This is a genomic window from Fontivita pretiosa, from assembly GCF_050410795.1.
In the GTDB taxonomy this organism is placed as follows: Bacteria; Planctomycetota; Phycisphaerae; order Tepidisphaerales; family Tepidisphaeraceae; genus Fontivita; species Fontivita pretiosa.
The window spans coordinates 4,321,754-4,336,412 of sequence record NZ_CP191258.1; the positions used below are offsets into that span (position 1 = coordinate 4,321,754).

The 14,659-nt window shown below is 62.8% G+C and carries 15 protein-coding genes and 1 tRNA gene; 5 read left to right on the forward strand and 11 right to left on the reverse strand.

Features of this window, described 5'->3' with window-relative positions:
* Positions 1-64 precede the first annotated feature (64 nt).
* The 9 genes from dnaB to ACQS5P_RS17545 form a co-directional block, all read right to left on the reverse strand.
* Entirely contained in the window at positions 65-1,420 is a 1,356-nt protein-coding gene (gene dnaB / locus ACQS5P_RS17505) for a replicative DNA helicase (RefSeq protein WP_428937911.1), read from the reverse strand.
* 267 nt (positions 1,421-1,687) lie between these two features.
* Entirely contained in the window at positions 1,688-2,215 is a 528-nt protein-coding gene (rplI, locus tag ACQS5P_RS17510) for a 50S ribosomal protein L9 (RefSeq protein WP_428937912.1), read from the reverse strand.
* Positions 2,216-2,288: 73 nt separating this feature from the next.
* On the reverse strand, positions 2,289-2,807 hold the full coding sequence (gene ssb, locus ACQS5P_RS17515) for a single-stranded DNA-binding protein (protein ID WP_428937913.1): 519 nt from the start codon (positions 2,805-2,807) through the stop codon (positions 2,289-2,291).
* A 66-nt stretch (positions 2,808-2,873) separates the two neighbouring features.
* A complete protein-coding gene (gene rpsF / locus ACQS5P_RS17520) occupies positions 2,874-3,347 on the reverse strand; it encodes a 30S ribosomal protein S6 (protein WP_428937914.1) in 474 nt (157 codons plus the stop codon).
* Positions 3,348-3,442: 95 nt separating this feature from the next.
* Complete coding sequence (pth, locus tag ACQS5P_RS17525) at positions 3,443-4,081, reverse strand: aminoacyl-tRNA hydrolase (RefSeq protein WP_428937915.1); 639 nt, start codon at positions 4,079-4,081, stop codon at positions 3,443-3,445.
* Positions 4,082-4,171: 90 nt separating this feature from the next.
* Entirely contained in the window at positions 4,172-4,855 is a 684-nt protein-coding gene (locus ACQS5P_RS17530) for a 50S ribosomal protein L25 (RefSeq protein ID WP_428937916.1), read from the reverse strand.
* A 77-nt stretch (positions 4,856-4,932) separates the two neighbouring features.
* The gene (locus tag ACQS5P_RS17535) at positions 4,933-5,919 is read right to left on the reverse strand and encodes a ribose-phosphate diphosphokinase (protein WP_428937917.1); all 987 of its coding nucleotides are present in this window, start codon (positions 5,917-5,919) and stop codon (positions 4,933-4,935) included.
* 14 nt (positions 5,920-5,933) lie between these two features.
* The gene (locus ACQS5P_RS17540; protein ID WP_428937918.1) at positions 5,934-6,923 is read right to left on the reverse strand and encodes an NTP transferase domain-containing protein; all 990 of its coding nucleotides are present in this window, start codon (positions 6,921-6,923) and stop codon (positions 5,934-5,936) included.
* Positions 6,924-7,003: 80 nt separating this feature from the next.
* Positions 7,004-7,074: transfer RNA gene (locus ACQS5P_RS17545), tRNA-Gln, on the reverse strand.
* A 471-nt stretch (positions 7,075-7,545) separates the two neighbouring features.
* On the opposite strand from ACQS5P_RS17545, the gene ACQS5P_RS17550 reads away from it, so the two are divergent.
* The 5 genes from ACQS5P_RS17550 to ACQS5P_RS17570 all read left to right on the forward strand — a co-directional run bounded on the left by ACQS5P_RS17550 (position 7,546) and on the right by ACQS5P_RS17570 (position 12,797).
* Positions 7,546-8,697 (forward strand): M24 family metallopeptidase, encoded by a 1,152-nt coding sequence (locus ACQS5P_RS17550; protein ID WP_428937919.1) that lies wholly within the window; start codon positions 7,546-7,548, stop codon positions 8,695-8,697.
* 54 nt (positions 8,698-8,751) lie between these two features.
* Complete coding sequence (gene accB, locus ACQS5P_RS17555) at positions 8,752-9,318, forward strand: acetyl-CoA carboxylase biotin carboxyl carrier protein (RefSeq protein WP_428937920.1); 567 nt, start codon at positions 8,752-8,754, stop codon at positions 9,316-9,318.
* 108 nt (positions 9,319-9,426) lie between these two features.
* Entirely contained in the window at positions 9,427-10,773 is a 1,347-nt protein-coding gene (accC, locus tag ACQS5P_RS17560) for an acetyl-CoA carboxylase biotin carboxylase subunit (RefSeq protein WP_428937921.1), read from the forward strand.
* A 166-nt stretch (positions 10,774-10,939) separates the two neighbouring features.
* Complete coding sequence (locus tag ACQS5P_RS17565) at positions 10,940-11,419, forward strand: DinB family protein (RefSeq protein ID WP_428937922.1); 480 nt, start codon at positions 10,940-10,942, stop codon at positions 11,417-11,419.
* Positions 11,420-11,573: 154 nt separating this feature from the next.
* On the forward strand, positions 11,574-12,797 hold the full coding sequence (locus tag ACQS5P_RS17570) for a 6-phosphofructokinase (protein WP_428937923.1): 1,224 nt from the start codon (positions 11,574-11,576) through the stop codon (positions 12,795-12,797).
* A 96-nt stretch (positions 12,798-12,893) separates the two neighbouring features.
* On the opposite strand, the gene hisB is transcribed toward ACQS5P_RS17570, so the two are convergent.
* Positions 12,894-13,529: an imidazoleglycerol-phosphate dehydratase HisB gene (gene hisB / locus ACQS5P_RS17575; RefSeq protein ID WP_428937924.1), complete on the reverse strand. Its 636-nt coding sequence runs from the start codon at positions 13,527-13,529 to the stop codon at positions 12,894-12,896.
* A gap of 21 nt (positions 13,530-13,550) precedes the next feature.
* Positions 13,551-14,621 carry a histidinol-phosphate transaminase gene (gene hisC / locus ACQS5P_RS17580; RefSeq protein WP_428937925.1) on the reverse strand — a complete coding sequence of 357 codons (1,071 nt, stop codon included), beginning with the start codon at positions 14,619-14,621 and terminating at the stop codon, positions 13,551-13,553.
* Positions 14,622-14,659 lie beyond the last annotated feature (38 nt).

The following is a 14,659-nucleotide window of genomic DNA, read 5'->3' on the forward strand; positions in this document are numbered from 1 at the left end:
GCCAGGCAGAACCCCCAGCTCCGTCCGACGCAGATTCGCCAGGTTCCGGACGCCCCCGATCACTTCAGAACGGATCGATCTGCGCCGCCAGGTTGCGGAAGGTGGTGGTTCTGGCGTCGAAGGTGAGCTTGACCGTTCCGGTGGGTCCGTTGCGCTGCTTGGCGATGATGACTTCGGCGATGTTGTCGGGCATGAAGTCCGGCTCGCTCATGCGGTAATAGTCCTCGCGGTGCAGGAGCATGATCACGTCGGCGTCCTGCTCGATCGAGCCGCTCTCGCGCAGGTCGCTCATCCGCGGGCGGTGCCCGTCGCGTCCCTCGGCGGCGCGGTTGAGCTGCGACAACGCGATCACGGGAATCTCCAGCTCCCGCGCCACCGCCTTGATCCCGCGGCTGATCTCGCTGATCTGCTGCTGGCGACTTTCCGGGCCGGGGTTGTCCATGAGCTGGAGGTAGTCGATCATGATCAGGCGGATGTCGTGTTGCCGCTTCAGTCGCCGGGCCTTGGCGCGAAGCTCCAGCACGGTCAGTCCGGGCGAATCGTCCACCCAGATCGGCGCCTTGGACAGCTCCACGACCACCGCCGCCAGCTTGTGGAACTCCTCGGCCGAGAGCATCCCCTTGCGGACCTTCTGGGCGTCGATGCCCGCGCGCGAGCAAAGCATTCTCTGGGCCAGTTGCTGCTTGCTCATTTCAAGCGAGAAGACCGCGCACGGCAGCCGATGGTTCGCCGCCACCGCTTCAACGATGTTCATCGCGAAGGCGGTTTTGCCCATGCTGGGACGAGCGGCGATGATGATCATCTCGCCGTTCTGAAGGCCATTGAGCATCTCGTCGATTTCATGGAAATCGGTTTCGATGCCCCGGCGGCCTTTCTCTTCGATCATCTCGTACACTTCGTGCAGCACGCTCTCCAGCGGCACGAGGTTTCCGCCGATGCGCTTTTCGGCGATCTCGAAGATCCGGTGCTCGGAGCGATCGACGATCACGTCAGCCTTTTCGTGGGGCGAATAGGCGTCGCGGAGGATGTCGTTGCTGGCAGCGATGAGCTGGCGGAGCAGGAACTTTTCGCGGACGATGCCGGCGTAGTGCGCCGCATGTGCCGCCGACGGCACCATGCCCAGCAATTGCGCCAGGTATGCCGTCCCGCCCACCTCTTCCAGCAACTGCCGCTTGAGCAGCTCCTCGCGGACAATCACCGCATCGATGGGCTTGTTCTGCTCGTACAGCTTGACCAGAATGTCGAAGATGATCTGGTGATCCGCCTGGTAAAACGCGTCCCGCTCGACGATCTGGATCACCTGGCCGATGGATTCCTTGTCGAGCATCATCGAGGCCAGCAGGCACTGTTCGGCCTCGATGGAGTGGGGTGGCAGACGGTCGAACTGAGCGGCGAGCTGTGGGTCGATCAACTGGCTCATCGACGAACCTTCCCTGGAAAGACCCGGTCGAGGACCTTATCGCATCAATGGTGCGCGAACATTATCCGAACAATCACATCGGCACGCAACGGCGTTGCGCTTGACTGGCGGGATTGTTCGTTGAATCGCTACTAAACACGGGCCAGGCACAGTAAACACGAAGAGCTTCCGGCGACCCAGAATTGCTCCGAGCCACGAGAAGCTCTCCACCGCATTTCCACAATCCACCTGTGGATGGCGCGGCGCCGGCGAAACGCGATCCGCCGATTATCTGGCCGGCTGTTGTTCGGCTTCGGCGCGTTTGCGTGCCTCGGCGGCCGCTTCCATCGCCGCCTTGGACTCCGCATCCGGCGCCACATACACCTTGATCTCGGTCGCCAGATCCTCCGCGAAGCGAATCTCGACCATGTACTTGTCGATGCGGTCGAGCTTGCCCTTGAGGTTGACGTCGTCGGGATGGACGTTGAAACCCTGCGCCTGAAGCGCCTTGGCGATGTCGGTAGCGCTGACCGAGCCGAACAGGTGTCCCTGCTCGTTGGCCTTGCGCTCCAGCGTGATCTCGACTCCTTCGAGCTGCTTGAGCAGTGCCGCCTGCTGCTCGCGGCGTTCACGTTCCATTCGTTCGATCTCGCGTCTGCGCTCCTCGACCTTTTTGATGTTGGCGGGAGTGGGATACACCGCCAGGTCTTTGGGCAGCAGGTAATTTCGCGCAAAGCCCGGGGAGACTTCGACGACATCGCCGACCCGGCCGACGTTCTTGATCGATTCCTTCAGAAGCAGTTTTACGGTTGCCATGGTTGTCTTAGGTGTTTCAGTTGCGTGCTAAAGCAAGTTCGGAACTTTGCCCGTCCAATTCGCGTTTTTCCATTCAGAACGGGATATCGTCTTCCTTAAACTCCTGCGCATCCGGCGGGAAGGGCTGATCGGGCGCCGGTTGCGGGGGAGCGGCGCGGTCGGTAACCGGCGGACGCGCAGGCGCCGGGCGACCCTGCCGCGGCGGGGCGGACACGTCGGCGTCGGGCGGGCCGCCGCTCGCCGCGTTACCCGCATCCGCCCGATTGCCCAGCAGTTGGAAATTCTCCACCACCACCGAGTGCTTGCTGCGCTTGCCTCCGCCCTGCTTGTCCTCCCAGGTGTCCAGCTTCAGTCGTCCCTCGATCAGGATCAGACGACCCTTCTGGCAATACTGGTTGATGATCTCGGCCTGCCGGCCGAACGCGGCGCAGTCGATGAACATCACCTCTTCGCGGTCCTCACCGCTGGCGGTTTTGAACCGGCGATTGCAGGCGATGCCGAAATCAGCCACGGCGGTCTGGCTCGGCAGATAGCGCAGTTGCGGATCGCGGGTCAGGTTCCCGCAGAGGATCACACGGTTATAGTTGGCCATGATCGCGCTCCCGGACTATACGACGCGGCAGATGCGCCGCCAGCACGCGGGCGGGAGAGACCCGCCTCATTCCCGGGCCGCCGGCTCGGAACCGGCGCGCTCACGCTCCTCGCGGCGCGGCCCGCGTCGCTCCCGCTCTTCAGTATAGGGCCGATCCCACGGCGCCCGTTCCTCGCGGGGCTGAATCGGCTGCGGTTCGACGGCGTGCATCTCCTGCTCGTTGAGGTGATCCGCGTGCGTCACCAGCACGCGCAGAACCTCCTCACTGAGGTTCACGTCGCGCTCAATGCCCGCCACCGCGCTTCCCGGCGCCCTGAAGTACGACAGGATGTACAGGCCACGCTTCTGCCCGTCGATTTCATATGCCAGTTTTCGCTCGTCCCACTTCTTGAGCACGATGATCTTCCCGCCGTGACGTTCAATGATGCTCCTGGCCGTATTCAGGCTCTTGTCCAGCTCTGCGCTGGCAGCGGCGGGGAAGAGAAACATCGCCTCGTACTGTCTGATTCGTTCCGATTTGCTCGCTGTCGCGTCTGCCATTGTTGTCATGCTCCCAGCATGGGTTTTGACCGGTTCACCGGCCGCCAGTGTGCTCTAGCCGGCAACAGCCGGCTTGCAGCGGATCGCAAAGGCGATCACTGCTGGCCGTCGGCCGACTGCTGTGTGTCATTCTCCTCGGCGTTGAAACGATTCATCGCCGCCGTAATGCCTTCCTGGATCCAGGTCAGGATCGCGCTGATGGCGCGATCGATCGCCGGATCGATTTTCTGTCGCTGCTCGGCGGTGAATCTGCCGAGCACGTAATCCTTTCCGGACAGGTTTGGCGGCGGGGGATCGATGCCGATCCTCAGCCGCGGATACTGGCTGGTGCCCAGCATCCGTTCAATGTCCTTCAGCCCGTTATGCCCGCCGCTGGACCCGCCGGGACGAATGCGGATCTTTCCGCACGGCAATGCCAGGTCGTCCAGCACGATCATCAGGTCCTGCGGATCGAGCCGAAAGAACGACGCCGCGCTGTGGACCGCTCGTCCGGAAAGATTCATGTACGTCGTCGGTTTCAGCAGCAGCAGCTTTTGCTCGCTGCCGTCGGGCAGCACGATCGTACCATCCATCGCCAGCCCGTCGAATTTCGATCGGGCCAGGCGGTTGAACTCCTGCGGGCTGGGGATCCAACCCAGCCGTGCCGCCAGACGATCGACGACCTCCCAGCCGATGTTGTGCCGGGTGCCCACGTACTCGCTGCCCGGATTGCCCAGTCCGACGACCAGCTTCATGGTTGCCAGTGATCCGTCGCCAGTTGCCAGCCGCCAGTTGTATGCCACAGGCCAGACAGGCAACTGACAACTGGCCGGCGGTCACCATGCTTACTTCTTCTCCTTCTCCGCGGCCGCGGCAGGCGCAGCGCCCTCGGCAGCCTCCTCTTCCTCGGCTTCCTTGCCCTTGCCAATGACCTCGGGTTCCGCGGCGACTTCCTCCACGGCGGGGGCGGCCACCTCTTCATGAATCTCGCGAACCATCGCCACGATCAGGTCCGGATCCTGCAAGCAGCGTACACCCGGCGGCAGGCTCAGATCGCGGATATGCAGCACCGAGTCCTTCTCCATGTCCGACACGTTGTGCCGGATCGCATCGGGAATCTCCGTCACCAGGCACTCGATCTGCAGCTCCGCCACGATCTGCTGAAGCACAGCTCCCTCGGCTTCTCCCTTGGGCGTGCCCTTCAGCTCCAGCGGAACGGTGACTTCGACCTTCTCGTCCAGGCTCACGCGGGCAAAATCCACGTGCAGCACCTCATCGCTCAGGTGGTCATACTGCACTTCCTTCAGCAGCACCTTTTCGCTGCGACCGTCGATCGACAGGTCGAACAGGTGCGCGCCGTGGCTGATGTGGTTGATCAGTTCCTTCTTGGAAAGGGTGATGGGGATCACGGCCTCTTTGTGTCCATAGACCACGCCCGGCAGAAGCCCGGCGTCGCGCAGCCGCTTGTTGGCGCGGCTGCCCAGCTCGCTGCGTGGCCTGGCGGATATCTGTGCGGTTTGCGTTGCCATGCTTACTTCTCCTGTTTCGCCATCTGCGGATGTCGATCTGCGACTTGCGATCGCGGATCAAAGACCGCAAATCCAATTCACTCACTCAGCGCCCTGCCTCCGACATCTTCCCGGAACAACGCGCTGACCGACGCGTTGTGATGGATGCGGTGGATCGCCTCGCCCAGCAGTTCGGCGACGCTGAGCACCACAACCCGATCCTTGATCGGGTCGGCTCGGGTTCCGATCGGGATCGTGTCCGTCACCGCAAGTCTGGTGAACGGACAGTTGGCCAATCGTTCCATGGCCGGCGGAGCGAAGACCGCATGCGTGGCGCTCATGTAGATGTCGCGCGCCCCGTGGTCGCGCAGGATCTGAACCGCCGAGGTCATCGTGCCCGCTGTGGTGATCATGTCGTCCACCATGATCACGTTCTTTCCGTCCACATCGCCGATGACGTGGATGGCATCGGCCTGCGAACCGCTGCGGCGTCGCTTGTCGATGATGCAGATCTCCCCGCCGAGCTTGTTGGCGTACACCTGCGCCCGCTTGACGTTGCCCACGTCCGGAGAGACGAACACCGCGTTGTGCAGGTTGAGGCTGCGGAACCACTTGACGATCACCGGTCCGGCGTTGAGGTGGTCCACCGGAATGTCAAAAAATCCCTGTACCTGTGCCGCGTGCAGATCGACGGCGACAACCCGGTCGGCGCCGGCACGCTCCAGCAGGTTGGCCACGAGCTTGGCGGTGATCGGCGTCCGCCCCTCGTCCTTTCGGTCCTGTCGGGCATAACCGAAGTAGGGGATCACCGCTGTCACGCGCGACGCACTGGCCCGGCGGAGCGTGTCGATCCAGATGAACAGCTCCATCAGATGCGCGTTGACCGGATGCGAAGTCGGCTGAATCACGAAGCAATCCCGCCCGCGAACATCCTCTTCCACACGCACGATCAGCTCCCCGTCCGGGAACAGCTCGGTGCGCCCGCGGCCAAGGGGAATGTCCAGATACTCGCAGATCTTCTGGGCAAGCTGCGGGTTGGCTCGGCCGGTGAAAACCTTCAGTTTGTCCGCGTCGGTGTTGGCCATGGCGGCAGTTCGGTTCAGGTTCCGGCTTGAGACAGTGTGGCCGTATCGGGCGTGATGTTGCCGGCCAACGTCGCGCCCTCCGGGACGATGCTCTGTCGCGGCACGACAGCGAATGGCCCGATCGTGCATTCAGCGCCGATGTCCGAGCCGCGACCAATGAACGTGAACGGCTGAATCACAGTGTCCGGACCGACCGTGACCCCCGCCTCAATATACGTATTCACCGGGCTGACGATCGTCACCCCGCCTTCACGGATCTTCCGCTGAATCCGCTCCTGCATGATCGCGTCGGCCTCGGCAAGTTGCTGGCGGTCATTGGGTGCCAGCACGTCGTCGGGGCTGACGGCCTGCACGGCGACGACCTTCCTGCCGGCGCGGCGCAGGATCCCGAAGATGTCGGTCAGGTAATATTCACCCTTGCGGTTGTCGTTCTTCAACTTCCCCAAGGCAAACAGCAGGTCCTCGACCCGGACGCAGTAATAGCTGGGGAAGACCTCGCGAATCTCCCGCTGCTCGGGGGTGCAGTCGATCTGCTCGACGATGTCGACGAAGTTGCCGTCCTTGTCGCGGATCACCCGCCCGTAGCCGGTCGGATCGTCCAGCACCGCGGTCGCCATCGTCGCCGCCGCCCGTTCGGCGCGATGCGCCTCGTGCAACTGGCGGAGCACCTGGCCTCGGGTTAGTGGCACGTCGCCGGTCAGGATCAGCACATCCCCACCGTGCAGCTTTCGCAGTTCCGGCTCGCACATCCGTGCCGCATGCCCGGTGCCAAGCTGTTCGGTTTGTTCCACGAACGTGATCCGCTTGTCGTGCCCGAAGTTGGCGATGATCTCGTCCTTGCCGTAGCCGACCACCAGCAGCACGCGGGTGCATCCAGCCTCATAGCAGGCGTCCAGGATATACTGAAGCATCGGCCGACCACATAACTCGTGCAGCGGCTTGGGCTTGCGGGATTTCATCCGCGTGCTCTTCCCTGCGGCCAGGATGATGGCGGTCAAGCTCATGGCGATCAAGGATGAGGTTGAAGCAGGAAGTTAGCCAAGGCTTGCTTCCTGCATTCTTCTGCCTTCATCCGTGGTAGAGACTACCCGGCCTGGATTCGAACCAGGACAAACAGGACCAAAACCTGTTGTGCTACCGTTACACCACCGGGTAGTGAATCAAGACGAAAGGATACAACAACCCGAGGCCCAAAACGATGGGCTTTTGCCTCAGCATCTTCAACGGGTGTGACCGTTCGCGGCGGCGTTGCGGACGTACCCGGAGGCCCAACCCGGTTCAAACCGCCTGCGGATCCTGACCACCACAGCCGCAAAGCCATGGCAATCGGCCCTTCCGAGCTGGTTCGTCTACCCTTCCATGCCCCGAAGCACGGACCTCTCGACGAATGCCCCAACATGGGGTAGCGCGCCTGATCCTACGAGCGTTGCAGCCGATGTCAAGTCGCCGCCCGAACCTGCGCACGCCCGACCCCATTGCCGCCCGCCTCCGCCGCCGGGGTCGCGCAGCGGCGGCATCCGTTGACAGTCTTGCCGCTTCTCCGGTAGTTTGCCCGAACTTGTTGTCGCGACTGCACCAGCCATCGGCCAGCCGTGACACCAAATTGGACATCGAAAGCACCCCAAAATGAAGCCACCGGTAACCCGTGCCAAGGCCTATCTCAAAGTCCGTCACAAAACCGTCCGTGACGCGATGAAGCAACTGAAGCTGGATGGGCTGCTGCTCACACGCGCTTCCGATCTGGCGTACCTGACGAACTTCACAGGTGATGACTCCGTCGGGCTGATCACCGCAAAAGATCTCTACATCATTACCGACTTCCGATACCGCGATCAGGCGCAGCTCCAGGCCGGGTGGACCAGGCTGGCTATACGCGACGGCCAGATGGCCGATGCCGTCGCCCGCGCTATCCTGGACGCTGGCGTCAAGCGGGTCGGTTTCGAGGCCAACTTCACCACCTACGGGCAGGTTTCGGCGCTGGACAAGGCCATCCGCGAATTGCTCAAAGCACCAAAAGACTCGCCAGCGGCTGGCCAGGTGGAGCTGGTGCCCCTCGAGGACGTGATGCCGAACATCCGGAAGGTCAAGGATGACCATGAGATCGACTTGATCCGCAAGTCGGTGGCCTTGGCGGAAGAGGCGTTCGAGGCCATCCGGGCTGAAATCAAGGTCGGACAGACCGAGAACTACCTGGCCGGCCTGCTGATCGCCGAGCTGCGCGCCCGCGGCGCCGAGACCACCAGCTTCGAGCCGATCGTCGCCGCCGGCGCCAACAGCTCTTTACCGCATTACCGTCCCGGCGACGTGCTGGTCCAGCGCGATCAGCCGCTGCTGTTCGACTGGGGAGCGCTGTACAACGGCTATTGCTCGGACCTGACCCGCACCTTCCTGATCGGGCGAGTCGCGCCCCGGATCAAGGAGATCTATCAGATCGTGTACGACGCGCAGCAGGCGGCGATCCGGTTCCTGCGGCCGGGCGTGACCACCCGGCAGGCCGACCGCGTCGCCCGTGACCTGATCGAAAAGGCCGGCTACAAGGACTACTTCGGGCATGGGCTGGGGCATGGCATCGGGCGCGATATTCACGAGCCGCCGACCATCCGATACAACGCCGCTGATGACGAGCTGCGCCCGGGTATGATCGTCACCGTCGAGCCGGGCATCTATCTGCCGGGGGAGGGTGGAGTCCGGATCGAGGACGATGTGCTGATCACCCACAGTGGCTGCGAGGTTCTGTCCTCGATGGACAAGACCTTCGAAGCGTGCCACATCGTCTAGCGGATTGAAATTCCGAGTGTTGGTTTTGCGAGCTGATTTGCGAATGAGGGCACTTTGAAAAAGAAGCGAAGCGGCAAACAGACCAGAGGCGAGACGGCACCGCCCGCGGGCGAGTTGGCCGGCGGCGGGCCGATGGACGTGACGCTATTGGAACAGATCGTGAAGCTGATGAGCGCCAACGATCTGAATCGCATCGAGTTGCGTGACGGCAAGAGGAGGATCGTGCTGAGGCGCGGCGGACCGCTGTCCGCCGGGGCCGCCGCGGGAATGTTCCCGCAAAGCCCCTATGTCGCACCACCAGCGGCGCATTCGACCCTTCCGCCGCCTGCTGCCGGGGCAGCCGCCGGTTCCACCTCGCCGCCCGTGGACGAAACCGCAGGCTTGATCCCCATCAAAAGCCCCATGGTCGGCACCTTCTACGCCGCGCCGTCTCCTGACGCCAAACCGTTCGTGGAGGTGGGCAGCGTCGTGGACGAGGACACCGACGTGTGCATCATCGAGGCGATGAAGGTCTTCAACAACATCAAGGCCGAGTGCCGAGGCACGATCGCCAGGATTCTGGTGACCAACGGCCAGACGGTCGAATTCGGGCAGGTTCTGTTTCTGGTCCGGCCGAGTTGAATCGAAAGGAATAGGGCACGAAGGCACGAACGGCAGGAAGGCACGGAGCGGCGCGCGGATGCCTGCCCTTCATGCCTTTGTGTCCCCTGTGCCCCCGCCTTTGCAGCAATGTTTTCCAAGATCCTGATTGCCAACCGAGGTGAGATCGCCCTGCGGATCATCCGCGCCTGTCGTGAGATGGGCATCCAGACCGCCGTCGTCTATTCCACGGCCGACAAAGATGCGGCCTACCTGAAGCTGGCGGACCAGGCGATCTGCATTGGCGACGCGCCGCCCGCCGAGTCGTACCTGAACATCCCCCGGATCATCTCCGCGGCGGAAATCGCCGACGTGCAGGCGATTCATCCCGGCTATGGCTTTCTGGCCGAGAATGACCACTTCGCCGAGGTCTGCCGAAGCTGCAAGATCGAGTTCATCGGCCCGCCGGTCAAGGCGATGGCGGCGGTGGGCGACAAGGTCGAGTGCAAAAAGCTGGCGCGCAAGGCTCGCGTGCCAACCGTTCCCGGCTCGGATGGGGCCGTCGATGACGAGAAACTGGCCCTGCGGGTAGCGGCGGAGATCGGATATCCGGTGATCATCAAGGCCGCCGCCGGCGGCGGGGGCCGGGGCATGCGCGTCGCCCACAACGATGTCTCGCTTCGCGCCGGACTGAAACAGGCACGCGCCGAGGCCGAAAACGCCTTCAAGGATTCCACCGTTTACATCGAAAAATACGTCGAGTACGGACGACATGTGGAAGTGCAGATCCTGGCGGATCATCATGGCAACGCCATACACCTGTGGGAGCGCGACTGCTCCATGCAACGCCGCCATCAAAAGCTCGTTGAAGAATCCCCCTGTCCCTTCCTCAAGCCCGCCGTACGCGAGGAAATGTGCGCCGCGGCCGTTCGCCTGATCAAGGCCGCCGGATACACCAACGCCGGCACCGTCGAGTTTCTCGTGGACCGGCAGCAGAACTTCTATCTGCTGGAAGTCAACGCCAGAATCCAGGTCGAGCATCCCGTCACCGAGCAGGTCACCGGCATCGACCTGATCAAGCAGCAGATCCGCATCGCCGCCGGCGAGCCGCTGGGACTCAGGCAGAAGGATATCCCCCAGATCGGCCACGCGATCGAATGCCGCATCAACGCCGAGGACCCGGCGCGCAACTTTGCCCCATCGCCGGGATTGATTCAGGAGTTTCGCGCTCCCGGGGGGCCTGGCGTGCGGCTGGATTCCCACGCCTACGCCGGCTACCGCATTCCGCCCAACTACGACAGCATGATTGGAAAGCTGATCGTCCACCGCAAGACCCGCGCCGAGGCCATCGCCACGATGAAACGCGCCCTGAGCGAGTTCCACATCGCCCCGATCAAATCCACCATCCCCATGCAAATGCAGATCATGGACAACCAGCACTTCCAGAACGCCGATGTGGACACGGGGTTCGTCGAACGGGTGTTGCTGGGCAAGTGAATGCGGCGGCGAGTCCAATCCCGGCTGTCCGGTCGCCCGTCGCGAATGCGGAACCCGGATTTCGGATTGCCGACCTGTGGCTTGCGCGGTTTTGTTCCGCAGTGAGAGTATCGCGACCAACTACGTAACCGAGGCGGGCATATCATTGTCAATCGGAGCCGACGCCATGTCTCAAGCCATCGTGCTGCACATGCTGGCCGATCAGGTGCGGACCAAGACGATCCGCCTGCTGGAAATGACCGCCGAGCACGAGCTGCGCTGGGCGCCGCCGGGGACTTCCAATCACATTCTGTGGCATGCCGGGCATGCGCTGTGGCTGGGGGATGTGCTGTGTCTGGAACGAATCACGGGTCGCAGCTCGTTGCCCGCGGCGTGGGCCGAGACGTTCGGGCAGCACTGCCGCCCGGTCGCCCAGACGCGCACCTGGCCGGCCAAGGCGGTGGTGCTCTCGCTTCTGCGGGCTCAGCACAGACGGATCCTTGAGGAGCTGAGTCGGATCACCGATGAGCAGCTCGAACAGGTGATCTCGCGGACCAGCGGCGCCACGCTTGGCAGCTTCATCGTCCACGGCTTTCACGATGAAGCCAACCATCAGGGGGAGATGTGGCTGTTGCTGAAGATGCAGCGCGGCGGGGCAATGGCCTGAATATCTATAAAATTATACTTTATCGAGAGTTAAATTCCCGCCAGTTCAAAAGACAAATTGCACTTGATTCGAAGGGGCGATCTTCTATTATCGCGCGGCCGTACTACACGCTCGGCATTGTACAACCTGATTTCAAAACCAAGGACGTAATCACATGGCTACCAAACCCAGAGGCAACGCCGTCATCGGGCAATCCGGCGGACCTACCTCTGTCATCAATCAGTCGCTGGTGGGAGTGATCCTCGAACAACGCAAGACAGGGCACATTGACCGGCTGCTGGGCGCCTGCCACGGCGTACGCGGAATCGTCAACGAAGACTTTATCGACGTCGGCAAGGCCTCCGATGAACTGCTGGAGCGCATCGCCAACACTCCCGCCGCCGCGCTGCGATCCACACGCGACAAGCCCGACAAAGCCTACTGCGAACGTATCTTCCGCTCCTTCGAGAAGAACAACGTCCGATTCTTTTTCTACATTGGCGGCAACGACTCGGCCGACACGGCACGCATCGTCGCTGACCTGGCCAAGGAAGCCAACTACGAGCTTCAGGTCTTCCACATTCCCAAGACCATCGACAACGATCTGCGGGTTCACGACCACACGCCCGGCTACGGCTCGGCCGCCAAGTTCGTCGCCTGCGCCATCCTGGGCGACAACTTCGACAACCGCTCGCTGCCCGGAATCAAGGTGGACGTGATCATGGGCCGCAACGCCGGCTACCTGGCGGCGGCGGCGGTGCTGGCGCGGCAGCATGACGAGGACGGCCCGCACCTGATCTACGTCCCCGAAGCCCCGGTCAGCGAGGAAAAACTCCTCGCCGATGTCGATCGCGTCTATGCCAAAAAAGGCCGCTGCCTCATCGCCGTCAGCGAAGGCATCGTCAAGGAAGACGGGCGAACGTGGTTCGAACACCTGGCCGAGACGCACGAACGCGATGCCCACGGCAATCTCCAGCTCAGTGGCTCGGGCGAGCTGGGAGACTACATCGCCAACCTGATCCGCAGGCACCTGACCCCAGCGGGGGGCAAGCCGCCGCGGGTCCGGGCCGACACCTTCGGATACATCCAGCGCAGTTTCCCGGGGCTGGTCTCTGAGGTCGATGCCCGCGAGGCACGGCTGGTCGGACAGATGGCCGTACGCTACAGCATCGAACCGGGCATCAGCGGCTCGGTCGCGATGCGCCGCAAGCCCGGCCCCAATTACGAGATCGAGATCTTCTGCACCCCGCTGGAGACCGTCGCCAGAGAAACACGCAAGATGCCCCCCGAGTTCATCGAGGGTGGAAACAACATCACCAAGGCCTTCGTCAACTACGCCAGTCCCATCGTCGGCAAATTGCCGGTGGTGGGCAGCTTCGAGGAGTTGAAGAACGTGTAGCCTGCGGCGGGGTGAGCTCAAACACCGCAAAAGACGCACGGGCTTACGGTGCGCGCCTGCATTGCAGCCGCCTGGGCATTCTGCTGATTGCGTCGTCTACAAGGTTCCCTTGGTGCTGGGCACCTGATCGGCGGCGCGGGAATCCAGGCTCACCGCCTGCCGCAACGCCCTGGCGGTCGCCTTGAAGATCGCCTCGGCGATGTGGTGATTGTTCGAGCCGTAGGGCACATTCACGTGCAGGTTCATCCGGGCGTTGATCGACAACGCCTTGAAGAACTCCTCGATCAGCTCGACGGGAAATGCGCCGATGAGCGGGCCGGTGAAGCTGGCGTTGAGCACGAACGCCGGCCGGCCGGAAAGGTCGATCGCCACCTGCGCCAGACTTTCGTCCATCGGGACGATCGCCCAGCCGTAGCGGAAGATGCCGCGCTTCTCGCCCACCGCCTGCTCAATCGCCTGCCCGATGACGATGCCCACGTCCTCGACCGTGTGATGAGCATCGACCTGTAGATCCCCCTCGGCCTGGACAGTCAGATCCATCAGGCTGTGTCGCGCAAGCAGGTCAAGCATGTGATCGAAGAATCCCACGCCGGTGCGCACCGACGCCTGGCCCGATCCATCCAGATCCAGCTTCACACGGATCTTCGTTTCCTTCGTTTGTCGCGAGATTTCCGCCGATCGTCCCATGGGTTTGGAGTTGGGCAGGGTCTTGGGTGTCCGAATCCCCCACATGCGGGACTGTGGCCGCGCGGTTCATGCGGCCTTTTCCGCCAGGCTCAGGGCCTTGATCCCCCCGAGCAGGGCGTTGTTCTCCTGGCTGGTGCCGATGGTGATCCGCAGCTTGTCATTCAGCCCGGGTTTATCGAAGTATCTGACGAGGATGCCCTGTTGCTTGAGGCCCAGGTAGGCCTCGCGCCCCTTGCCGCCGGGGACGCTGGCCAGGATGAAATTCGCCTGGCTGGGCAGCACATGCCAGCCGAGGCGCTGGAGCTCCTCGGTCAGCCGCTGTCGTTCGGCGCGGACATGCTGCCAGGTCATCGCGGCGTACTCGCGATCTTCGATCGCCGCCGTCGCCGCGCACACGCTGATCGCGTCCACGTTGTAGCTGTCCTTGACCTTCATCATCTCGGCGATGACCGGCGCCTGCGCGACGGCATAGCCGAAGCGCAATCCCGCCAGGCTGTACGCCTTGCTGAACGAACGCGAGATCACGATGTTGGGATGCTCCCGCAGCAGCCGCAGGCAGTTGTCATCCGCGAAATCGACGTAGGCTTCATCGACCAGCACGGCCCCGGGGAACCGTCCGGCAAGCTCGCCGATCCTCGCCGGCGGCACGAACGTGCCCGATGGGGCATTGGGGTTGGCGATGTAGATCGCGTCGGCCCGTGTATCGATCAGCGCATCCACGGGCAGCGACCAGTCACGCTCCCACGCGACGGCCACGCTCTTGGCATCCTGAAGCCGCGCCAGCACCGGATACAGCGAATACGTCGGATCCGCAAACGCCAGCTTGCCCCCCGGCGGAACAAACGTGCGCGTCGCGATCGTCAGGATGTCGTCCGATCCGTTACCCGCAAGGATCATGTCACGCTCGACACCCAGCACTCTGGCGGCTGCCTCGCGAAAGCGGTCGGCCGTCGGGTTCGGATATCGCCGCAGCAGTTCCGGCTCGATCTCGCGGATCGCCTGCATCACCTTCGGACTCGGCGGGAACGGGTTCTCGTTCGTGTTCAGCTTCACGACACGTTCGCCAGGCGAGGGCTGCTCCCCCGGAGTGTATCCCTCCATCTGCCGAACGGTTGCGCGGACGAATTTTGGAGCCATGGCAACATTATAAATCGGCTCACGCAGAATGCGACGTG

What these genes read in the sequence shown, in the direction of transcription:
- dnaB (WP_428937911.1), bottom strand. Translation starts at nt 1,420, where the DNA reads ATGAGCCAGTTGATCGACCCACAGCTCGCCGCTCAGTTCGACCGTCTG.
- rplI (WP_428937912.1), bottom strand. Translation starts at nt 2,215, where the DNA reads ATGGCAACCGTAAAACTGCTTCTGAAGGAATCGATCAAGAACGTCGGC.
- ssb (WP_428937913.1), bottom strand. Translation starts at nt 2,807, where the DNA reads ATGGCCAACTATAACCGTGTGATCCTCTGCGGGAACCTGACCCGCGAT.
- rpsF (WP_428937914.1), bottom strand. Translation starts at nt 3,347, where the DNA reads ATGGCAGACGCGACAGCGAGCAAATCGGAACGAATCAGACAGTACGAG.
- pth (WP_428937915.1), bottom strand. Translation starts at nt 4,081, where the DNA reads ATGAAGCTGGTCGTCGGACTGGGCAATCCGGGCAGCGAGTACGTGGGC.
- ACQS5P_RS17530 (WP_428937916.1), bottom strand. Translation starts at nt 4,855, where the DNA reads ATGGCAACGCAAACCGCACAGATATCCGCCAGGCCACGCAGCGAGCTG.
- ACQS5P_RS17535 (WP_428937917.1), bottom strand. Translation starts at nt 5,919, where the DNA reads ATGGCCAACACCGACGCGGACAAACTGAAGGTTTTCACCGGCCGAGCC.
- ACQS5P_RS17540 (WP_428937918.1), bottom strand. Translation starts at nt 6,923, where the DNA reads ATGAGCTTGACCGCCATCATCCTGGCCGCAGGGAAGAGCACGCGGATG.
- ACQS5P_RS17550 (WP_428937919.1), top strand. Translation starts at nt 7,546, where the DNA reads ATGAAGCCACCGGTAACCCGTGCCAAGGCCTATCTCAAAGTCCGTCAC.
- accC (WP_428937921.1), top strand. Translation starts at nt 9,427, where the DNA reads ATGTTTTCCAAGATCCTGATTGCCAACCGAGGTGAGATCGCCCTGCGG.
- ACQS5P_RS17565 (WP_428937922.1), top strand. Translation starts at nt 10,940, where the DNA reads ATGTCTCAAGCCATCGTGCTGCACATGCTGGCCGATCAGGTGCGGACC.
- ACQS5P_RS17570 (WP_428937923.1), top strand. Translation starts at nt 11,574, where the DNA reads ATGGCTACCAAACCCAGAGGCAACGCCGTCATCGGGCAATCCGGCGGA.
- hisB (WP_428937924.1), bottom strand. Translation starts at nt 13,529, where the DNA reads ATGTGGGGGATTCGGACACCCAAGACCCTGCCCAACTCCAAACCCATG.
- hisC (WP_428937925.1), bottom strand. Translation starts at nt 14,621, where the DNA reads ATGGCTCCAAAATTCGTCCGCGCAACCGTTCGGCAGATGGAGGGATAC.